This window comes from Acinetobacter sp. Tr-809 (genome assembly GCF_011753255.1).
Lineage (GTDB): Bacteria > Pseudomonadota > Gammaproteobacteria > Pseudomonadales > Moraxellaceae > Acinetobacter.
Genome location: NZ_VWVZ01000004.1, coordinates 329772 through 350518, shown reverse-complemented (window position 1 = coordinate 350518; position 20747 = coordinate 329772). Strand labels below are relative to the sequence as shown.

The following is a 20747-nucleotide window of genomic DNA, read 5'->3' as shown; positions in this document are numbered from 1 at the left end:
GTGAAATCACTTTTCCTCTAGGTCTTTCTGTGCATCCTCGTCATTTAAAATTCGACCAACCTGTTTAGGTCGAATTAATGGTGCAGTTGGGCGTGGATGAGCATGGGTATACTGCAAACCCACACCTGCATAGACATCATCCGCAGCGATCTCTGTTTCAAAACGCTCTTCATCACGCTCTCGAATCTCATCGCTAATAAGCCTTACTTCATCTTCATCAACACCCAACTCTTGCAGAATCACCTCACCAAACTTGATCGCAGATTCGAAAGTTTCCCGAATCATATAATCCACTTTTTGTTTGACGAGGTACAACGAATGCTCACGGTCATAAGAACGTACCAAAAGTTTTGCCAATGGGAATTCATGCGTAACCAATTCGACAATACGATTCGTGGTCTCTTTGCTATCCACACAAACCACAATCGCTTGCGCAGTAGACGCGCCAGAAGCATGCAGAATGTCTAAACGGCCACCATCACCATAGTAGATTTTAAAACCAAACTTTTCCGCATTTTGGATCATGTCGATGTCATTATCAATAATCGTAACATCAACACCTCGCGCCAGTAACAATTGACTGGTTACCTGCCCAAAACGACCAAAACCAATCATCAGCACACTACCACTCAAGCCTTCAGCAATATTGACATTTTCCAAGCTGATTTGATCTTTGCTTTCAGTAAAGCGTTTAAAAATGATGCCCAGAATTGGGGTGAGTACCATCGATAGAACCACAATCGCAGTTAAATTCGACTTCACTGAATTATCAATGACTTGCGCACTGACTGCGGCTGCAAACAGTACAAAAGCGAACTCGCCACCTTGAGCCATCAGTAATGCCCGATCCAGAGCTTCAGTATGCGAACTTTTGGTGACACGTGCCACGATATAAATCAGCAAGGCCTTGGCAAACATCATTGCCAAAACCCCACTGATAATCAGTTGCCAGTTTTGTGCGACAACCGATAAATCCAATGACATTCCGACACCAAGGAAGAATAGCCCCAATAGTAATCCGCGGAATGGTTCAATATCGGCTTCGATTTGATGTCTAAAGGTTGACTCAGATAGCAATACACCTGCGAGGAAAGCACCCATCGCCATGGATAATCCACTGACCTGCATCAACAATGCCGCACCTAACACGACCAAAAGTGCAGCAGCTGTCATGACTTCTCTGGCTTTTGCCGCAGCGAGCAATCTAAATAACGGATTCAGTAACCAATACCCTGCTGCAATTAATCCAGCAATCGCAATTAAACCAAGGCCAATACTTTCTAAACGGGTAGAAGTTGTCTCTACCACATGGTTAGGTGCCATGAAAGCAACAATTGCCAATAACGGAACAATCAGCAGATCTTCAAACAATAAAATTGAGACAATCTTTTGTCCCTGTGGTTGAGCAATATCACCACGATCACCAAGTAGTTGCATGACGATCGCTGTTGAGGTCAATACAAAACCTGCAGCACCAATAAATGCAACTTGCCATGTAAATCCAAAGAGTAGACCAACTCCAGTCAGTGCTAAAGCACACGCAATAATTTGCAAAGTACCGAGTCCAAAGATTTCACGCCTCAAACTCCATAAATGTGAAGGTTGCATTTCCAAACCAATCACAAATAAGTACATCACAATCCCTAATTCAGCAATATGCAGAATCGAAGCAGAGTCATGAAAGAAGGCCAAACCAAAAGGGCCAATAATGAGACCCGCAATTAAATAGCCAAGTACTGAACCCAAGCCAATACGTTTAAAAATTGGAACGGCAATTACAGCAGCAGCAAGCAAGACCACTGGCGCAATTAAACTGATTGAATGTGCTTCTGAACTCATACTGTTCTCATTGTTATCAAGCTGGCTTCATTTTATGTGAAACAATCGACATTTTATATATCATTAATAGGACAATGTATCCCAACTCCATGATATAGAAAATATTTCTAAGGTTTAATTTATCGCATTTTTGTCCCAAAATGCTTGCCGGATTTGTGGCATGGCATTTAAATGATTGATAATGTGTTGTGCTTCTTCTGCGTCGATGGACGTGGCAATCAAGGTCACCTCAATTTCTACCTCTTTTTCACCAAACGGTGTCACATCAATATCTTTAGCAGGATAATTATGATGCTTTAGAGTTAAATTAAGTTCATCCATCACCGCCTTACTCTGGCTGCGATCGCAAATAATATAGATAACATGTAAAACCTCAGTATCATCATCAATCGGACGACGATCAATTGCATGTACAATCGGTCTGAGCAAAGTATTCGCAGCTAGAATAAAAGCTGTCGCTAACACAGCTTCAATAATTAAGTCTGAACCAGCAGATGCTCCCACGGCGGCTGAACACCATAAAGTGGCAGCCGTGTTTAAACCATGAATATTACCTTCTTGGCGCATAATCACACCCGCACCCAAGAAACCAATGCCTGAAACCACATAAGCAATCACGCGAACTGCCCCTTCTGCACCGGTTAAATTGGTGGCAATATCGACAAAAATCGCAGCGCCAACGGCAACTAAAACATTGGTTCTTAATCCCGCTGTTCGCTGCCGATACTGACGTTCAAATCCAATCAATGCACCTAAAATAAATGCTGCCGAAAGACTGATCAATGTATCAGCGATATTTGATAAATCAATATTTTGTAAAAACTTTAATTGCATCTTACACCTATTTATTTTCAATCATTTTAATGGTGGCTAAAGTGAATTTAAGGCAATTATGATGATGGTGTAAAACTGAGCCCTACTCCAAACCAATGCTGTTTCAAGGAACTTAAACGGTCACCAAATGAGGGTTCTAAGGTCAAAACATTTGGGATAACACTGTACTGTACAGCGGTTTGAAAGAAAGGTGTATGACGATCTTGATTATAGGTTTCAAGCGTTAACCCTAAGCGTTCAGTCATGGCATAGGTAGATGCAATACCCCAGCGCAGCAAACGTTCATCTGCATGTTGATAACCGATATTGCTATCCAGTTGTAAGCGCTGCTCTAAAAAATGAAAGCTTACAGGCACATTTAAAAACCAGTCCAGATCACGACCATGATGTTTTACATCATCTCGTGATAGCAATAAACTACTGGCAACACCCCAATTATTTTCCATTGGCTTTAAAATGGTTTTGGCTTGAGCTGAAAAGCCATGAATCTGATCTTGATCTTTACTTGAATGATAACCTAACGATACTTCTAAATTTTGATTGAGGTTACATGCTGGAACAACTTGATAAGACCAAGTTCCATCTTTGTTATAGCTATAAGTACTTTCTAGCTGACACTGTTGTGCCGCTGTAATAGAGACATCATCGGTGTTGATGAGTGGACCCGCCTTACTCTTTTGAGTCAGCAATAATCCACATAAAATAAATACGTTAAGAACAGCAAGCCATTGAATGGAAGCGTGAAAAAACATATGCTTCTCCCCATTTTTGGTGAGAAACTAAACAGGATGCAGTCAATATAATAAATTTTGTGGATACAGCAAAATTTTATAGGAGGGTTTAGATCATTTTAGCAAAGCTATCTCATTGCAAGATAGCCGACCTAAATGGCACGCTTGCTCAGTATTCGCTTTGGCTTAATCCTTTATTAAACCCGAACCTCGAACAACTTCCCATTTAGGATCTCCGTGAATAAACTCACGGGCATTATAGGACATGCGAATTGATTCACAAGCCCTATCGTATGAATTTTTTATTACATGATAAAGTTTTGCTCTAAATTAAAGCTCTTTCACCACAACAGTTTTTGCCATTTTGTCGTGCCAGCCTTGCTTTTTAGAATCAAAAGCCACCCAGATTAAACCAATAAAAAATACTAATGTTGCTGGGATATAACCAATGTAGCGAATGATAGCTTGCCCGAGAGTCACATTTTCACCCGTTTTTTCATCCAACACTTTTAATCGAAGTAGACGTTTACCTGGTGTCCCTGCAAATTTAATCCAGCAGAAAATATAAAATACTGCGGCTAGAATTTGCCAAATCCAATCTGCCGTAGACATAAATTGGAATGATGAAAAACCATCAGAGGCAACTGTGGTATTGCCACCACCAAAAATCATGGTTAATGGAATCATGGCAACCATCACAATGATTGAATCAATAATCGCGGCACCGAAACGTATCCAGAAGCCCGCATATTCATATTGTTGAGACATATTTCCCCTCGCTTTTTTATTTCTATAAATGAATCTTGGTCAATAATACCTTGTTGTTCCAATGATTTATATTGTGTTTTGTTTTAATTCTCGCTCAAAAAAATCAACAGTCCGCTGCCACACGACTTGGGCTTCAGGCAAACCCCGACTAACACTACGGAAACCATGCGGCATATTATAGGTATAAGCTTCAACCCGATCCCCCAATTGCTGAATCAGTTTATTACGCTTGGTCGCTGGGCAAAATGGATCTACGGTAGACCAATGTCCTTGTAGAATACGAACGTCATCCAGAGACTCTTTGTTTGGAACACCAGCACCTTGAATACCCAGAGAATGATGATAAACCACAGGCGCTAGCATATCTTCGCGCTTGGCCATCTGAATCACATAGCCCCCCGTTAAGCACTGCCCTAACATACCTAAACGACCATTTGATCTATGATCGGTCTTTAAAGCATCTAACAAGACATGAATTTCTTGATTAACTTCACTGTCCGCTGCATTGATACGTCCTGCTTTGCTCACCATTGCCCGAATACAGTACTTCACTGCGCCACCACTAAATAGATTAGGCACATAAACCAAATAGCCACGATCAGCCAAATCTTGTGCATCTTCTCGATAGGCATCGAGGATACCAAATAACTCGTGTAGCAATAATATAGCTGGTGCTTTTTCAGAGCTATGTTTAGGTGCATACACTTCAACTTCTATTTGACGTGTCGGTAATGTGATTGTTTTTATTTCCATTGCAGTCATCCGTTACATTCGAATGATTTCCATACTATTTCTGACAATACTGATTGTCAAATAAAAAAGAATGTCTGACGACATCCTTTTTTATTCATTAAATTTGTAGATTAAATACTGAGTAAACTGTTCAATGTTTCAGCTACATTTTTAGATTTTACTTTAGGTTGCAATGCCTTAAGTGCTTGTTGAACCTGACTACGCTGTGGTTCAGCTAAGGTGTACCAACGTGATAGCACTTGTAATAAACGCGAACCTAAAATTGGGTTTTTCTCATCCAGATAAGCTGCAAGCTCAATAAAATGATCAACACCAAAGCTCCACGTATTGACTGGATTTGCAGCCAGACCACCACTCACAGCACGGATACGGTTTGGTGTACCCAAATCATAATCCGCATGTTTGGTAAGATACTGAATGGTTTCCGCTGTCGCACATGGATTCGAAGCTTGGATGCTAAACCATTGATCTAAAGACAAGGCTTCATCTTTAAAGCGGTTATAGAAATCAGCCAATGCTGCTTGGGCTTGTGGTGCATCATTCCAGACCAAAACACGTAATGCACCTAAACGTTCAGACATATTACCTGTTTGTTGATATTGGCTATCAGCCAGATCAAATACGGACTCATCACCTTGACGTGCCAACATATTCAAGGTGATATTTTTCAATGAACGCACGCCCATTGCCAAAGAAAACTCTTTTTGCTGGTCAGGATCTAAGGCTAAATAGGTCTCTTTCCAGAACGAACCTAGGTCACGCGCTAAACGATCCAGCACCGCTTCACGCTTTTCACGAATCAGTTCAGGCTCATAATCTTGATCAATACGGCTACCTAAATAGTTTTCGCTTGGTACATCAAATAAACGCGATGCCAATAACGGATCTTTATTCACTAAGTCTGGCAAGGTATTTTTAATTGCCTGAATATAGGTGTCCACCTTATGGTCTTCTAAAAGAATACGTTCCAATAAAGTTTGTGTCGCTTGCCATTGGTTAAAGCCATTGGTTTCGTGCTGAATCAAGAAGGCAAGATCATCATTGGAATAATCAAAAACTAAATTCACAGGGGCAGAAAAATTACGCAATAACGAAGCCACAGGTTGCTCTGTCACCCCTGTAAATTCAATTGTTGCTTCATCTTGATCAAATAAATACACACCATCTTTGACCTCATTCACAAACAGATCAGTACTGTGCAAGGTATATTGTTCACCGGTATTGGCATTAAATAATGCGAGAGCCACAGGAATTGGTACGGCTTTGAGGTTTGGATATTTTGGATGTGCTTTCAAGCTTTGTTTAAAGCTTAAACGATAAGTCTGTGCAGCAGCATCATATTCACCCGTAGCTTCTAACTTTGGTGTACCAGGTTGGTTATACCAGGTGAGGAAGTTAGATAGATCAACACCTGAACCTGCGCTCAATGCCGCAACCCAATCTTCAACTGTGACCGCTTGCCCATCATGGCGTAGGAAATATTCATCTGTGCCTTGACGGTATTTTTCTTTACCCAATAACGTTGCCATCATACGGTTGATTTCAGCACCCTTCTCATACACTGTCGCGGTATAGAAGTTGTTGATTTCGACAAAATGGTCTGGACGTGGCGGATGAGACAATGGGCCTGCATCTTCTGGAAATTGATGCGACTTTAATACCGCAACATCATCAATACGTTGTACCGCTGCTGATTGTAAATCTTCAGAGAAAGACTGATCACGGAAAACCGTTAGACCTTCTTTTAGACACAATTGGAACCAGTCACGGCAGGTAATACGGTTACCTGTCCAGTTATGGAAATATTCATGTGCAATAACTGACTGTACTCGCATGATCGCAGCATCAGTGGTGTATTCTTCATCAGCAAGCACACAAGACGTATTAAAGATATTTAAACCTTTATTTTCCATTGCACCCATGTTGAACTGACTGACCGCGACAATCATGTAGTTATCGAGATCGTAAGGACGACCATAGTGTTCTTCGTCCCAACGCATTGAATGCTTTAACGCCTCCATTGCGATGTGACATTTCGGAATATCTTTCTCGATTGCATAAATTTCTAAAGCAACATCACGACCTTCCGAAGTGGTATAACGATCTTTAAGTACCGCCAAATCACCAATCACACAGGCAAATAAATAGCTTGGTTTTTTGGTCGGATCTTGCCAGATCGCAAAATGACGACCTTCACCAGCTTCACCTGTTTCCAATAAGTTACCATTAGCAAGTAAAACTGGATATTTTTTATCGGCTTCTACACGCGTGGTAAATTCAGCCAATACATCAGGACGGTCTGGATAAAAGGTAATTTTACGAAAACCTTCTGGTTCATTTTGAGTGACAAATAAATCACCAGCCTTATATAAACCTTCAAGTTGAGTATTCGATTCCGGATGAATGATCACTTGCGTTTGTACAATGACCTGATCTGGTGCATCAGTGATCAGCAATTGTTCACTATCTAGGTCATATTGCCCAGCACTCAGAACTTGACCATTCAGTTGAATCGATTTTAGTTCCAGATCACGACCTAACAGAACCAATGCACCTGCTGTCTGACGTTTCATCACCAGTGTTGAGTCTACAAGCGTATGATCATCATAGACTTGAATATCTAAGTTAATTGATTCAACCAAGAATGCTGGCTTTTGGTAGTCTTTTAAATAAATCGTTTGATCTGCTTGTACAGGGGGCTGAGCCGCAATATTCATCGGTATTCCTTATCTTTCATCATGTCGTTTAGATGGTCTTGTTGGCAAGACTTCTTGATTAGTCGATCATACGCCAACTTACAAAACCTGTCTTTAGAGCCACGTACCAGTTTTAAGAATTTTATTGGGTTTACTTTTCACGTTTTCAAATTTATTTAGCAAATGGCATGCCGTTTAGACAAAATTACAACATAGTTTTCCATTCTTAAATAAATGCTACAGAATCGAATGGGTTTTATCGCTCAACTTACATTTTTTTCCCGAGTTTTACATTTTGTGCACGGTTATTGCTTAACCTAATATGCCAATGTAGGTAAATACAATAAAACGCACGAGGGTAAAGACGATGGAATTAAAAGCACACCTATATCGTTTAGAAAATATCAAAGCGATCCATGACCTCGCTAAAGCTGGTGTGGATCATCATGTAATTTCAGTTTTTTTAACAGCAGAGGGAATTGAACTGACAACTTTAGAAGTAACCAATATTGTCAATACATACGATGCGCTTGGTAAAGAAAAACTACCAAGCAAGAAAGTACAAGCACTTATTAATGCAAAAAAAATCGGTCAGGAGGACGAAAACTTGCCATGCCCTGTTTAACACTCACTTTAACCATAAAAAAACCTCGAAGCGAATTCGAGGTTTTTTTTATAAATATTCGATTATGGTGTTGCGTTATCAGTACGTAGCCAAACGACAGTACGACCCAGTGCTGAAACGCCCATATAGCCGCGCATGCGTAAACGTTTACCTTCGCCAGTGACGACACCTTTACCTTTGTAGATACGACCTGAAGTCGGTTCTAATACACGCCCATCGATATAAGAGTCAGGTTTATTTGGATCTTCTTTAAAGCCTGATAAAATTTCTAGCCCAAGAATTGGCTTATTGGTATTCGGTGCAGCACATTTGGTGCAATTGGTGAGCGCAATACCATGTGAGTTTGGATAGCGATAAACAATCTTCCCATGATAACGGCCGTCATTTCCTTTACGGATTTCTACGATTGAGAGTTGTTCACCAGTACGTTCTTCGATACTTTTCCAGTACCCTTCAATAGAAGCTGCGAAAGTCATTGCGCTTGCACAAGCAATAGTGAGCCCCATGATTCCGTTCATGAGCATACGATTTAGCATATCAACCCCGTCTTAAAAAAAGTAACCTATTCATCTTTATAGGTTTAATGCACGGAAATTATCACACTTTTACCCAAGTTACACTGTACGCTAGCGTTCATTTGTATAAGAAGTAGCTAATCTAGCTGCTTGATTTCACAGCATCTTGTACATTCTTTAGCTTAAATAAAAAAGCCCAAACGAGTCGTTTAGGCTTTCTTAAAAAAACAACGACTATTTAAGGATTCGCACTGTCGGTACGAATCCAGACTTGGGTGCGTCCCAATGCTGAAATTCCCATATAACCACGCATACGCAGACGCTTTCCATCCGAACTCAGTTGCGCTTTTCCTTTATAGATATTACCTGTTTTAGGCTCTAATACCCGACCATCAATATATTGATTTGGATTCTTAGGGTCTTCTTTCAATCCCCACGCAATTTGTAGCCCTTGAATCGGTTTATTTTTAAAAGGTTCAGGACATTTCACACAGTTGGTGAGTACCGTCCCACCACCTAAAACGGGATAACGATAAACAATCGTTCCTGTATAGGTGTTATCTGGTTTTTTCTTAATTTCTACGATTGAAAGCTGCTCGCCAGTACGATCATCAATACTTTTCCAAAATCCTTCAGGCGTAGAGGCAAAACTAAGCGTCGTGAATACAGTCAAAGAAATGCCCATGATTCCTTTCATGAGTGTGTTTTTTTGCATAATAAGCTCCGTAATGCAAAATCGATCCATCTATCCCTTCATTTTTATGCGAATGTATAGAAACAGTCAACACAAGCAAAAGATATTTAATTGTTTAAAATCAAATAAAATTTTAATCAATTCACACAATTAAAAATAAATGATTAAGGATTGGCACTGTCCTTGCGAATCCACACCACAGTCCGACCTAAAGCAGAAATTCCCACATAACCACGCATATGCAAACGTTTACCATCGGCCGTCAAACGTGCTTTACCTTTATACACTTTGCCAGTTTTGCTTTCGACTATTCGACCATTGATAAAGCTATCGGGCTTTTTCGGGTCTTCAACCAGCCCTGTTAATACTTCTAAGCCCAGTCGTGGCTTTCCAGTATAGGGTGGCGGGCAATTCACACAATGTGTGACCACAACGCCTTGTGCATTCGGATAAATATAAACAATTTTGCCACGATAGGTATTGTCAGGGGCTTTTCTTATTTCAATGATGGTCAGTTGTTCTCCAGTTCGATCATCAATACTACGCCAATACCCTTCGATTGGATCTGCGTATGTGAAAATACTGCTCAAACACATCATTATGCCAATAACAGATTGTATCCAAATCCGATTATTCATGTTTTCCCCTTTGCTTTAACTTTGTTCAATTCATATTGAGTTATGATTCTAATTGGCGCAGAAATTTACCATAATTTAAAAAATAGCAAAGTTATAGGATTATCTTTTATATAAAATTCAGTCAATTAAGTCTCATTTTGTTCTTAATTTTTATCTATATATAATCTTTGCATCACTCCTAGGATTGAGCATGTATAATTCTCTATTTAACGGTTATAGGCTTAATATCAATGGATTTACAGATTCTACAAAAACAGTTAGATGAAAGTAGCCATTGCCCCCTATGCCAAGCCTCTATGTTTTGGGTTGAGGCTGAACAATACAACCAAGAGTTTCAATTTCACGAATGCAGCCACTGCCAGCATCGTGTCTTTAAAAGTGATAGCAAACTGAATTGTCACTGCGCCCAATGTACAGCCTTGCGGAAAAAACAGACCCAACAAACAATTTTGCAAGAGCAACGTAAATATAAAATCAAAGACGAAGTGATTTATAGCCTGAATCAACTTAGTTTTTTACATAAATTATTCTTACTCAGCTTGCTAGACAGCTATGCACGTGAGGATGTACAACATGATGAGCTGATTCATTGGCAGAATATTAAATATCGAGAATTTACCCCCAACTACTTATTTCAGAACCATTTGGTTCAAGAATTACTTAAATTGGGAGTATTTAAGCCAAAAGATACGGCTTTGGAAACGGAACATTATTATTTGAATATCCGTCTGGATGGTTATTCAGACCCTAGCTTGTTTAGCATAACTCAGCAATTACGCCATTGGTTCTATGAAAACCTGAGTCAAGGTATTCCATTTAAAAGCACCGATGAAGTCAAAGATGCACTTTACCTTGTGCTCTATCAAGAAATTGTGCAGTTTATGCAGTTCTATTGTCGGACTTGGGGCATTCAAATTGCGGGCAATCGGCCATTTCAAGCCTTTTGCTACCGTTTAATGGAAGGTTTGGCTGTAGGTCAAATTTTTTATTTGATTCAAACCGCTTTAGAATATTTACATAAACAAAATGCTTTGCAGCCAAGAAATGATAAGTTTATCAATACCAACTTATTAAAAAAGACCTTGGAACAATATCGTGAGCGTGCTTTAGCTGAGCGATGGGAAACCACCACCTTACCAAGACCTTATACCATTCCATTTAGTAAAATGAGTGAAGTCCTGCTGTTTAAATTTTTGGGTTATGACGAAAGTATATTTATTCAGCCAGTTTGGAAATCTTGGCGAAAAATCGAACCTCGCTTAAGTTTCTACTCGGTTAAACGTTGTATGTACTGCGGCTCAAATGATTTGATCGTGGATTATGATGCGACAGATTATGTGTCATTGATTTGTCGCAGATGCAAGCATCAAGATCATTATTTCACTCGCTAAGATATCGATATTAAGGATGTGCCATGTCACACAAACAACAACTGATTGATCAAGTCATCGACGCCTGGCGTGCCTTACAACAACAAACACCGTTAGTGCAATGCATGACCAATAGCGTTGCCAACAATTATGTGGCGAATATCTTACTTGCAGCAGGCGCCTCGCCTGCCATGATTGATAATCCATTTGAGGCTGAAGACTTCACCAAAATCAGTGCTGCCTTAAGTATCAATATTGGAACACCGACGACAGAACAGACTCAAGCCATGTTAATTTCGGCTCAAACAGCCCAACAACATCAGGTCCCTTGGGTGCTAGACCCTGTTGGTTATGGCGCAGTGTTAAAGTGGCGTAGTGAAACGGTCAATCTATTATTAGAATTTCAACCCAACATTATTCGTGGCAATGCCTCTGAGATCAGTACCTTAGCAGGCAGTCAGATTCAGTCTAAAGGCGTGGATAGTACTTTGAATAGCCATGATGTCTATACGCAAGCAAAAAGCCTATTGCAGCATACTGAATGCGTTGCTATTTCTGGTGAATCAGACTTTATCATCTCCAAACAACTCGATGCTGTGATTCAAGTCAATGGTGGCTGTTATTTACAACCAAAAATTACCGCAACAGGTTGTGCTTTAGGTGCATTAACCGCTGCCTATCATGCTGTCAGCAATCCGAGCATTGCTGCACTTGCCTCACATATCCATTTTGCCATAGCAGGTAAGCTTGCCTATGAGCATGCGCAAACGGTGGGGAGCTTTAATGTGGCATTTCTTGATTATGTGCATATGCTGGATGACAATTTAATCCAGCAATATGTGGATATTGAAATCCTTTAAGCTGCAATTCTGCGAAATAAAAAACACATCAAAAGATGTGTTTTTTATTATCAAGTTTCATGATCACAATACAAATAAGTCACCTTAGCCACCTAAAAACCAATTACTTTTTCATAATGCTGTGGGTCAAGACGATTCATTAACACTGCAACAATCACCACCATACTCAAATGCCAAATCCATCCTGCATTATAAGTTCCCGTTATGTCATGCAATACTGCAAGCCACCAAGGTGCAATCGCAGCCAGTAGGAATCCTCCACCTTGCATCAAAGCTGAAAGTTGTCCTGCATGTGAGGGATCAGGCAAATGATCGAGTACCACAATCATCAATAAAGCAAAACAGCCACCCAATCCCATACCTACGGTTATGGCCCAAACATAAGCAAAGGTATCTGGCACAAAAGCCAAACCCGCAAAGCCAATCAATTGCAAGATCAGGGTTAAAGCTATCCAAATTCGACGATCTTTGTTTTTACGCGATAAATACGGTAAAACGAGCGCAGCACTGGCCTGACTAAGTGTTAGCGCAGCCATCAAATTCCCACTCGCAGTGGCAGTCCAACCATGTACTTGAAATGCAGGTGCAAGCCACGCAACAATCGAGCTATAGCCTCCATTAATCAAACCAAAACAGCAGATCAGCAACCATGTTCTTGGCTGTTTTAATAACAATATCACCGACGGCATTTTTTTATGCGGAGATACAGATTTGGTCAGGAAATAACTTGCGAATAACAGCGCAAGGAATGCAGGTAACACAAAAATAGAAAGACCAACTTTCCAATCACCACTAATACTGGTCACCATCGGGGCTAGCACGGCTCCCAGTGCCCCACCACCCATCAGCATGGCTGAGTACAGCCCCATCATTGGGCTGAGATGATCACGAAACTCTCTTTTAATCAAACTTGGAAAAACCGCTTGAACAACAGCGACACCAAAACCAATGATGGCAGCGGTTAAAATTAGAACCCATCCATTTACAGCAACAAAACGTAAGCCACACCCCAAGCCAATCAGGATCAATGCCCCAACAATGGCACGACGTTCGCCAAGCAGCTTTTGTAGAACTGGACCAACAAAGGCAACGAGCCCCATAAGCAGCATCGGCACTAAAGTTAATAATGCAATACCTTGCAAACTCAAACCCGTACTTGTCCGAATTTGACTAGCAACAGGTCCAACACTGGTCATAAATGGACGAAGGTTCAATCCAACCAAGGCAACCGTTGTCACCAAAAATATTCGGTTATTTTGCATATTCATCTTTTCTATCACACTGCTTAGGTCATGGATTTCCAGTAAGCATATAAATCTGGTTTTTCTTCTATTCGGACTGGAATATAGCGAATATTCATCGACTGCTCTGCAAAGGGTTTAGCAAGATCAGCATAAATCGCTGCTGTTGATAACCCAAACGGTTCACCATCTTCATTCGAATGTGCATAGCTCACCGCCTGAATCCCAGCTAAACGCATGGCTGCCATACACATCGGACAAGGCTGCCCACTGGCAAATATGACACAGCCTTCAAGATTGGCTGTACCCAAACGTTGGCTTGCAGCACGGATTGCCAGTAACTCAGCATGTGCTGTAGGATCGTTGCTTTTTAAAATCTCATTCACACCAGTGGCAATAACTGCTCCATCTTTCACCACTACTGCAGCAAAAGGACGACCTCCTTGCTGACAATTTTGATAGGCCAATTCTATGGTCTGACGTAGAAAATCTGTTGCTTGTTCCATCTTAATGTTCCATAAATCTTGGTTTCGCACCTGCAGCTAATAATGCTTTCTCAATATGTGTATAGCCACGAGCATGTGCATGTTCAAGCGGTGTAATTCCATCACCATCAGCAATATTGACATTGGCTCCCGCTGCAATCAGTAAATCGACAATCTGCTGATACGGTTGAGTACCATTACCTAAAATGATCGCTTCCAATAGAGCCGTCCAGCCTAAGTTATTGATGTGATCAACATCGATACCCGCTGCGATCAGCCTACGTACAGTATCCACATGCCCTCGTTCGGCGGCTGGAATCAACGCTGTACCACCATAGCGGTTGGTACTTTTTAGATCAGCGCCATGCTGCAAAGTCATATTCAATATTTTTAAATAGCCACGCGCGCCAGCATAAAGATAAGGACTGTCTTGAATGCGATCTTTGGCATTGACATCCGCACCTGCATCAATCAGAAATTGTGCAGCGTGAACATTGTTAGCACGTGTTGCGATCATTAAAGCGGTTGAGCCTGAAGCATCACGTGCATCAATCTGAATATTTTTAGCGAGTAATTGTTGAATCTGTGTCACATCATTGCGCGCAGCAGCAGTATGTAAGGCATCTTCTTGCATAGGATCTCCCGAAGTTGCATGACTACATGCCGTCACCGCTAGTGTAAATACAGCTGACATTAATGATTTGTGCATATACAAACTCCAAGAATTCGTCCTGACAAATGAAATGGATTGAATGAACAATTGCGCTTAGGATAATAAGATTTATTGATATTTAAAAATTAAATTAATTAATCAAATGTATTAAGATAATGAATAGTTAACTGATTCAAATCGCTTACCACACATGTGTTCAAGGGTTGCTTTCTATGTTCGATCCACGCTTACTCCGAGCCTTCGTCACTATTTTCGAAGCTGGTAGCTTTACCTTAGCTGCTGAACGCTTGCATATGACCCAATCCACGGTCAGTCAGCAACTCGCCAGATTAGAAGAGTCTGTGGGCAAACAATTGATTGATCGAAATGCACGCCCCCTACAACTCACAAGCTCAGGTGAATATTTAATCAGTTATGCACGGCGGATTCTAGCTTTACAACAAGAGGCTGAAAATATTCTAGGCGATCCAGCAGGTACCATTCCGATTCGAATCGGCTTGCCAGAAGATATAATGAATACCGACATGGCTTTGGCGTTGAGCGCATTTAGTAAGGAAAATCGTACTGTCAGACTGGATGTGACAGCAGGATTAAGCCGTGATCTCATGGAACGCTATCGCAGCGGACAGTTTGATATTGTGGTTGTCAAAGAAATGGCTGCAAGCTCTGATTACCATGCAACATTTCCAGAAGAAATTGCATGGTTTGAAAGCATCGATCACAGCAAACAATGGACTGACCCAATCCCATTGGTGACCTTCCCACAAGGTGGATTGTACCGTGAGGAAATGTTCGAACGTATTGAGCGCGAACGCAAACATTGGTATATCGCTTTTACCAGTAACAGTTTGGCAAGTGTACTGGTTGGCGTTGAAACAGGTTTAGGTTTATCGCTCTTGCCTGTAGCAACAACAAAAGGACATCGGGTTCGTGAACACCTTCCTTTAGGCAAGACACCCAGCATGGCTGTTTCAATCTATGCGTGGGACAAAGATGGTCTCATCTCAAAATTACTGCAACAGATGACCGCTGTGCTTCAACAGCGTTTTGACCAATCAAAAATTGAATAACAACAGCGGATAAACCATCAATTAAACGCAAATTAAACAGCGAATAACTGTCTTTAAATGCCAAGCAATATGCTTGATGTGCCAAAAGCTGCTGTCATGGCACAAGAAGTTAAATCCTATCCTCTACTGTCAAGACTGTGCCAATAGCGCTGATTACTATCGATTGAAATAGACATCTTTGATAAGTAGGTCAGCATGGCAAAACAGACAGAGAAACGATATCGCCAATATTGTCGTAATAACCTGATTTTTAATGTGATTGATTCTGGTCCCATGGATGGAAACCCCGTTATTCTCTTACATGGTTTTCCAGAAACTGCACAAAGTTGGCAAGCGACCAGTGAAATCCTCAATCAGCATAACTTCCGCACCTTTGCCATTGAACAACGTGGTTATAGCTTAACCGCTGCTCCAAAAGGTCGTTTCCAATATTCGATTGATGAGTTGGTTGCCGATGTCAAAGCTTTTATTGATTTGTTAGGAAAGCCTGTATACGTCATTGGTCATGACTGGGGTTCGATCGTTGCTTGTGAGTTAGCACTGCAATATCCAGAATTGGTAAAGCATCTGACTTTAGTTTCTGTGCCGCACACAGGTGCATTTTTAAAGTCGATGCTCAGCAGTACCCAAATCTTCACCTCATATTATATCGGCTTTTTCCAACTGCCTTTTATTCCTGAACTGCTCTTTAAACGAGCGAAATCGCTCAGTCATTTGTTGTTAAAAAATTCTGGCATGAGTGCCGAGCAAATCATCGACTTCAACCAACATTTTATTCAGGAAAACCGTATTGGCACAGCCATTAATTGGTATCGCAGTATGCCGTTGGCACCGATTCGTTCAAGCTTTAAAAAAGTAAAAGTACCTACCCTGTTTGTGTGGGGAAATAAAGATATCGCCATCGGTAAGAAAAGTGCAGAACTGAATAAACAGTTTTTTACTGGCCAATATCAAGAAGTCCATATGAATGCAACACATTGGATTCCTGCTCAAAATGCCGAGCAACTCAGCCATTATTTTATGAATGCCGTGAACTAAGGAGAAGTGTTATGCATCCCCAACAACGACTCGAAAATCATTATCTGCAACAACGTCGCGTGCAATTCGATTTTAGTAATACGCCAGAGCATTGGATCTATGACAATCCTTTTGCTACCCATTTAATTAATGCTGTTCATCTCATTTTGCCCGTAGGTGAACTGTGGATGTGCCGTTCTTTTAATGAAGCACTTCCCTACGTCAAAGATGAGAAGCTACGTGCCGACGTAAAAGGTTTTGTGCATCAGGAAGCGCATCATGCCTCTGCGCACAAGGTAGCCCAAGAATATTTACGCCATTATGACTATGACATCGATGGGTTTCTTATTTCTTTAGACAATATCTTTAAACAAATCAATACTGCGCCTTTGGGCTTAAGCCTTTCCAGTTCCTTAGAGTACCGTTGGCTTACCATTCGCGTCGGTATCGCCGCTGCGGTTGAACATTTCACGACGATGTTAGGCACATGGTGTCTCGATGATCAACCATGGCAAAATAAAACTGCTGATGAAATGATGTCTGACTTAATGACATGGCATTTGGCAGAAGAAGTTGAGCATCGAAGTGTGGCTTTCGATTTATATATGCATTTATGTGGCGAAAATAACAAAGCCTTTGCCTACCTGCAACGCCAAACGATTATGCTGGCAGTTGCTCCTCTATTCACCTTTGCCATTTATCATTGCTTTAAGAAGCTGGCACAACAAGACCAGCACGCAGATCCTTATAAAAATTACGGACTGATTCGGGCGTTAAGATATACAGCGATTGAAAATACGCGCAGTAAACAAGTGCCGAGTTTTTTCGCGATGATTTCTAGCTTAAGACACTGGGTTAAACCGAACTATCACCCTTATCATGAGGGAGATACCAACAAAGCATTACAGGTGTTAAATCATTCTCCTGCGGTACAAGCCTTAACTAAACTCCGCGCCTGTTAATGTATTGAATCTGAAACTTTCCTCTTTTTAGACACTTATTCAGTGCGTTTTTTTCGGCTAAGCAATGTAAAAAGGCCTTATACAATATAAGGCCTTTCAATATCATCTACTTGCGAAGGTATAACAATCACTATCAAATTCAGCCATATCATTTTCCATGTATTGCATGGTCCATGGATAATTGGCAACGTTCACTTGCTTGCTATCGAGATAATAACTCGCGCATCCACCTTGATTAAATACAGTGCCATTCAGTTTATTTTGCAGTTTCTGATTAAATTTCCCCTCTGCAAATGCACTGATTTCAAAACTACCCAATTGATTATCCTGAACAAAACGAATTGCTTTAATCGCATAGTCAATTTGATTTTCTGCCGCTGTAATTAATGAGTTATAGCTAATACTATTGGGCCCAAGTAACATAAATGCATTCGGCAAGTCTTTAACTACACAGCCCTTAAAAGCTTGTACTGTATTTTTTTGCCAAACATCATCCAATAAATCTCCGCTTTTAGTAATGATCCGTTTGGCAATCGGTGGTTTTGCCACTTCGAAACCTGTTCCCCAAACAATGATATCGACTTGAACTTCTTGACCATCAACCAAAATCCCATTCGGTGTAATTTCCTTTACGCCTTGATCAATCAGCTCCACATTGTTTGCAGCCAGTGCTGGATAATAAGTATTTGAAAATAAAATCCGTTTACATCCCAAAGTGAATTTTGGTCTGACTTTCTCGCGTAAAACGGGGTCCTGAATCTGATAATGCATCCAGTGAATCAAACCCTTGCCTAAGACCTCCAAGGTTTGCGGTTGATTGACACTTGAACTAAACAGATCCATGGAAACACTGGTCAATTTACGGATGGAGCTCAGCGTAAATGGTACTTTTTGCTGTAGATTTTTGGAGCTGTTGTTAATGACCATATTGGGTTTTGGAATCACCCATGGTGCCGTTCGTTGAAACACATACAGTTGCTTCACAATGGGCTGAATCGCAGGAATAATCTGTATTGCAGATGCACCTGTACCAATCACGGCAACACGCTTGTTACTCAGATCAACTGAATGATCCCACTGTGCAGAATGGAAAATATGTCCTTGAAAATGATCTAAACCAATCACATCAGGTGTGGTGGGTTCACTTAGAGGACCTGTGGCAAAAAAGATAAATTTCGCCTTATATTTTCCATTGCTGGTTTCAATCAGCCAAGCTTGTTGCTGCTGTGACCAAGCAGCTTGACGTAGCTCGGTATTGAATAAAATATGCTGATCCATGTTAAAGCGTCTTGCGACATCTTTAATATAATGCTGTATCTCTTTCTGTTTTGCGAAAATATGACTCCAATTGGGATTCGGTGCAAATGAATAAGAATAAATAGAAGATGGTACATCACACTCACAACCTGGATAGGTATTCTCTCGCCAAACACCACCCACCTCATTTGATTTCTCAATAATAATAAAATTATTCATTTTTTCTTTCTGAAGCTTTACTCCTGCTGCAATGCCTGAAAACCCTGCACCAATAATCACAACATCCAGAGCATAATCGTCCACAACAGTATCTTGATCTAAATCTGACATTTCCCACTCCAAACTGATAAAACCTTGTCAGTAGAATCTTTCAACCCTTTTCAAATGGATTAAAAGACATATCTATGGAAAATAATGAGATTCGACTATAAAGGCTTGACCGTGGATGCCAGCTTGAAATAACCAAAGTCAAATGAAAGAGTTATGGTTAAATTATGGTTTATTTTATTGATTCTTAATAAGAGCTTTTGAGATCAAAGCGCATGATTCTGTCCTTTGATGATACAAAAATTTTAAATTGCATCAGCTAAGATAAAAACGTAAATCAACAACGTGATCGCTGCGATGATTTATCTGTAATTGGGTTAAAGGATTTGACTTCGAAACGAGCAGAGCAATTATGACTGAAATTCCAAGTATTCCATCGGTTCTGTTAGAACTCATCGACAAGTATCTACAGCAACACAATATTTCGAATAATCAACTCCATGAACTCACCCAACAATATGCCAATCAATCGAGAATGCCATTACATAAATGGTGGAGTCTGCTTGAACACATCTATCAGCAACATCCAATGCCTGTGTTAGGACATTATATTGGTGAACTCTCAGAACCGCATCATATCCATATATTAGGTTACTTAGCATTATCCAGCCCGAACCTGATCAGCTTTCTGAATTGTTTTAAGAATTTCCAACCACTGTTGCAAAACTCAGCTTCATTTTCCATTGTGCAAAAAGAAGATCGCTTTTGTATGTGCTGGACACCCGTGGTGCATAAAAACTCTCAACTTTCGAATGAAGTGCTGCTTTCAGGTGTCTTGAGTACCATCCGTAAGATCTTGCAGCGACCTGAGATTTGCCCCTTAGAAATCGAATTTTCTGCCACTGCACCTGTTGATATCACACTCTATGCAGCAGTGTATGGCTGCCCCGTCAGTTTCAATTCAGATGTATTAAGATTATGGTTACCGCTTGAAATCCTACATCTACCCATTCCAAGTCGTGATCCACATCTTAAAAAACTCTTAGATCAGCAAGCAGAAGCACTACTCAAGAGCATTCCCAATCCTGATACTTTCTTAAAAGATTTACAGCTACTCATCGTTAGTATGCTCAAGATTGGTGAACCCTCTGCTGAGAATATTGCCAAACAGATGAATCTATCGCTAAGAAGCTTTTATCGCAAGCTGACTAGCTATAATTTGCAATACAGCGATCTGGTTAAAAGCATTCGTATAGAACTGGCAAAAAGCTATTTGGTCAAATCAGAGCTGTCTCTCACTGAAATTGCACTGCTACTCGGTTATGCCGAACAAAGTGCTTTTAGCCGTGCCTTTAAACAATGGGAACACCTGACACCATCTGAATATCGAAAAAGCCATCTCAGCTAAAAACCTCTCAAAAGCAAAAAGAGTAAATCATGGGCATGACTCAC

At 40.6% G+C, this 20747-nt stretch carries 20 protein-coding genes; 7 read left to right on the top strand and 13 right to left on the bottom strand.

What is annotated here, in order from left to right; translation table 11 throughout:
* Positions 1–6: 6 nt before the first annotated feature.
* From F3J02_RS11455 to pepN, 6 genes are all read right to left on the bottom strand, one after another.
* On the bottom strand, positions 7–1839 hold the full coding sequence (locus tag F3J02_RS11455) for a monovalent cation:proton antiporter-2 (CPA2) family protein (RefSeq protein ID WP_167249409.1): 1833 nt from the start codon (positions 1837–1839) through the stop codon (positions 7–9).
* Between the two features lie 114 nt (positions 1840–1953).
* The gene (locus F3J02_RS11450) at positions 1954–2673 is read right to left on the bottom strand and encodes an MgtC/SapB family protein (protein ID WP_167249407.1); all 720 of its coding nucleotides are present in this window, start codon (positions 2671–2673) and stop codon (positions 1954–1956) included.
* A gap of 56 nt (positions 2674–2729) precedes the next feature.
* Positions 2730–3425 (bottom strand): hypothetical protein, encoded by a 696-nt coding sequence (locus tag F3J02_RS11445; protein WP_167249405.1) that lies wholly within the window; start codon positions 3423–3425, stop codon positions 2730–2732.
* 309 nt (positions 3426–3734) lie between these two features.
* A complete protein-coding gene (locus tag F3J02_RS11440; protein ID WP_167249403.1) occupies positions 3735–4172 on the bottom strand; it encodes an RDD family protein in 438 nt (145 codons plus the stop codon).
* Positions 4173–4238: 66 nt separating this feature from the next.
* Positions 4239–4925 carry a dienelactone hydrolase family protein gene (locus F3J02_RS11435; RefSeq protein ID WP_167249401.1) on the bottom strand — a complete coding sequence of 229 codons (687 nt, stop codon included), beginning with the start codon at positions 4923–4925 and terminating at the stop codon, positions 4239–4241.
* Positions 4926–5035: 110 nt separating this feature from the next.
* A complete protein-coding gene (gene pepN / locus F3J02_RS11430) occupies positions 5036–7642 on the bottom strand; it encodes an aminopeptidase N (protein ID WP_167249399.1) in 2607 nt (868 codons plus the stop codon).
* A gap of 346 nt (positions 7643–7988) precedes the next feature.
* Between pepN and F3J02_RS11425 the strand changes: the two genes are divergently transcribed.
* Positions 7989–8246 (top strand): hypothetical protein, encoded by a 258-nt coding sequence (locus F3J02_RS11425; protein ID WP_167249397.1) that lies wholly within the window; start codon positions 7989–7991, stop codon positions 8244–8246.
* A 62-nt stretch (positions 8247–8308) separates the two neighbouring features.
* Here F3J02_RS11425 and F3J02_RS11420 read toward each other — a convergent pair whose 3' ends face one another.
* From F3J02_RS11420 to F3J02_RS11410, 3 genes are all read right to left on the bottom strand, one after another.
* Positions 8309–8782 carry a DUF2147 domain-containing protein gene (locus F3J02_RS11420; protein ID WP_167249395.1) on the bottom strand — a complete coding sequence of 158 codons (474 nt, stop codon included), beginning with the start codon at positions 8780–8782 and terminating at the stop codon, positions 8309–8311.
* 217 nt (positions 8783–8999) lie between these two features.
* A complete protein-coding gene (locus tag F3J02_RS11415; RefSeq protein WP_167249393.1) occupies positions 9000–9476 on the bottom strand; it encodes a DUF2147 domain-containing protein in 477 nt (158 codons plus the stop codon).
* Between the two features lie 143 nt (positions 9477–9619).
* Entirely contained in the window at positions 9620–10093 is a 474-nt protein-coding gene (locus tag F3J02_RS11410) for a DUF2147 domain-containing protein (protein ID WP_167249391.1), read from the bottom strand.
* A gap of 230 nt (positions 10094–10323) precedes the next feature.
* Between F3J02_RS11410 and F3J02_RS11405 the strand changes: the two genes are divergently transcribed.
* Positions 10324–11484 carry a hypothetical protein gene (locus F3J02_RS11405; protein ID WP_167249389.1) on the top strand — a complete coding sequence of 387 codons (1161 nt, stop codon included), beginning with the start codon at positions 10324–10326 and terminating at the stop codon, positions 11482–11484.
* A gap of 23 nt (positions 11485–11507) precedes the next feature.
* Complete coding sequence (thiM, locus tag F3J02_RS11400) at positions 11508–12323, top strand: hydroxyethylthiazole kinase (protein WP_167249387.1); 816 nt, start codon at positions 11508–11510, stop codon at positions 12321–12323.
* 92 nt (positions 12324–12415) lie between these two features.
* Here thiM and F3J02_RS11395 read toward each other — a convergent pair whose 3' ends face one another.
* Genes F3J02_RS11395 through F3J02_RS11385 form a run of 3 tightly spaced genes read right to left on the bottom strand, consistent with a single transcriptional unit; the run spans position 12416 to position 14758 of the window.
* Positions 12416–13585, bottom strand: coding sequence for a cyanate transporter (locus F3J02_RS11395; protein ID WP_167249535.1), 1170 nt, complete (start codon positions 13583–13585; stop codon positions 12416–12418).
* Between the two features lie 23 nt (positions 13586–13608).
* Positions 13609–14070, bottom strand: coding sequence for a nucleoside deaminase (locus tag F3J02_RS11390; RefSeq protein ID WP_167249385.1), 462 nt, complete (start codon positions 14068–14070; stop codon positions 13609–13611).
* Position 14071: 1 nt separating this feature from the next.
* A complete protein-coding gene (locus F3J02_RS11385) occupies positions 14072–14758 on the bottom strand; it encodes an ankyrin repeat domain-containing protein (RefSeq protein ID WP_167249383.1) in 687 nt (228 codons plus the stop codon).
* A 176-nt stretch (positions 14759–14934) separates the two neighbouring features.
* Between F3J02_RS11385 and F3J02_RS11380 the strand changes: the two genes are divergently transcribed.
* From F3J02_RS11380 to F3J02_RS11370, 3 genes are all read left to right on the top strand, one after another.
* The gene (locus F3J02_RS11380; RefSeq protein ID WP_167249381.1) at positions 14935–15792 is read left to right on the top strand and encodes a LysR family transcriptional regulator; all 858 of its coding nucleotides are present in this window, start codon (positions 14935–14937) and stop codon (positions 15790–15792) included.
* Positions 15793–15987: 195 nt separating this feature from the next.
* Entirely contained in the window at positions 15988–16830 is an 843-nt protein-coding gene (locus tag F3J02_RS11375; RefSeq protein ID WP_005213105.1) for an alpha/beta fold hydrolase, read from the top strand.
* An 11-nt stretch (positions 16831–16841) separates the two neighbouring features.
* Positions 16842–17771: a metal-dependent hydrolase gene (locus tag F3J02_RS11370; RefSeq protein ID WP_167249379.1), complete on the top strand. Its 930-nt coding sequence runs from the start codon at positions 16842–16844 to the stop codon at positions 17769–17771.
* 102 nt (positions 17772–17873) lie between these two features.
* On the opposite strand, the gene F3J02_RS11365 is transcribed toward F3J02_RS11370, so the two are convergent.
* Positions 17874–19358, bottom strand: a complete 1485-nt coding sequence (locus tag F3J02_RS11365; protein WP_167249377.1) for a flavin-containing monooxygenase — start codon at positions 19356–19358, stop codon at positions 17874–17876.
* Between the two features lie 349 nt (positions 19359–19707).
* Between F3J02_RS11365 and F3J02_RS11360 the strand changes: the two genes are divergently transcribed.
* Positions 19708–20703: an AraC family transcriptional regulator gene (locus tag F3J02_RS11360; protein ID WP_167249375.1), complete on the top strand. Its 996-nt coding sequence runs from the start codon at positions 19708–19710 to the stop codon at positions 20701–20703.
* Positions 20704–20747 lie beyond the last annotated feature (44 nt).

What these genes read in the sequence shown, in the direction of transcription:
- F3J02_RS11420 (WP_167249395.1), bottom strand. Translation starts at nt 8,782, where the DNA reads ATGCTAAATCGTATGCTCATGAACGGAATCATGGGGCTCACTATTGCT.
- F3J02_RS11365 (WP_167249377.1), bottom strand. Translation starts at nt 19,358, where the DNA reads ATGTCAGATTTAGATCAAGATACTGTTGTGGACGATTATGCTCTGGAT.
- F3J02_RS11415 (WP_167249393.1), bottom strand. Translation starts at nt 9,476, where the DNA reads ATGCAAAAAAACACACTCATGAAAGGAATCATGGGCATTTCTTTGACT.
- F3J02_RS11435 (WP_167249401.1), bottom strand. Translation starts at nt 4,925, where the DNA reads ATGGAAATAAAAACAATCACATTACCGACACGTCAAATAGAAGTTGAA.
- F3J02_RS11455 (WP_167249409.1), bottom strand. Translation starts at nt 1,839, where the DNA reads ATGAGTTCAGAAGCACATTCAATCAGTTTAATTGCGCCAGTGGTCTTG.
- F3J02_RS11390 (WP_167249385.1), bottom strand. Translation starts at nt 14,070, where the DNA reads ATGGAACAAGCAACAGATTTTCTACGTCAGACCATAGAATTGGCCTAT.
- F3J02_RS11375 (WP_005213105.1), top strand. Translation starts at nt 15,988, where the DNA reads ATGGCAAAACAGACAGAGAAACGATATCGCCAATATTGTCGTAATAAC.
- F3J02_RS11360 (WP_167249375.1), top strand. Translation starts at nt 19,708, where the DNA reads ATGACTGAAATTCCAAGTATTCCATCGGTTCTGTTAGAACTCATCGAC.
- F3J02_RS11440 (WP_167249403.1), bottom strand. Translation starts at nt 4,172, where the DNA reads ATGTCTCAACAATATGAATATGCGGGCTTCTGGATACGTTTCGGTGCC.
- F3J02_RS11370 (WP_167249379.1), top strand. Translation starts at nt 16,842, where the DNA reads ATGCATCCCCAACAACGACTCGAAAATCATTATCTGCAACAACGTCGC.
- F3J02_RS11410 (WP_167249391.1), bottom strand. Translation starts at nt 10,093, where the DNA reads ATGAATAATCGGATTTGGATACAATCTGTTATTGGCATAATGATGTGT.
- F3J02_RS11425 (WP_167249397.1), top strand. Translation starts at nt 7,989, where the DNA reads ATGGAATTAAAAGCACACCTATATCGTTTAGAAAATATCAAAGCGATC.
- F3J02_RS11385 (WP_167249383.1), bottom strand. Translation starts at nt 14,758, where the DNA reads ATGCACAAATCATTAATGTCAGCTGTATTTACACTAGCGGTGACGGCA.
- F3J02_RS11395 (WP_167249535.1), bottom strand. Translation starts at nt 13,585, where the DNA reads ATGCAAAATAACCGAATATTTTTGGTGACAACGGTTGCCTTGGTTGGA.
- F3J02_RS11405 (WP_167249389.1), top strand. Translation starts at nt 10,324, where the DNA reads ATGGATTTACAGATTCTACAAAAACAGTTAGATGAAAGTAGCCATTGC.
- F3J02_RS11380 (WP_167249381.1), top strand. Translation starts at nt 14,935, where the DNA reads ATGTTCGATCCACGCTTACTCCGAGCCTTCGTCACTATTTTCGAAGCT.
- F3J02_RS11450 (WP_167249407.1), bottom strand. Translation starts at nt 2,673, where the DNA reads ATGCAATTAAAGTTTTTACAAAATATTGATTTATCAAATATCGCTGAT.
- thiM (WP_167249387.1), top strand. Translation starts at nt 11,508, where the DNA reads ATGTCACACAAACAACAACTGATTGATCAAGTCATCGACGCCTGGCGT.
- F3J02_RS11445 (WP_167249405.1), bottom strand. Translation starts at nt 3,425, where the DNA reads ATGTTTTTTCACGCTTCCATTCAATGGCTTGCTGTTCTTAACGTATTT.
- pepN (WP_167249399.1), bottom strand. Translation starts at nt 7,642, where the DNA reads ATGAATATTGCGGCTCAGCCCCCTGTACAAGCAGATCAAACGATTTAT.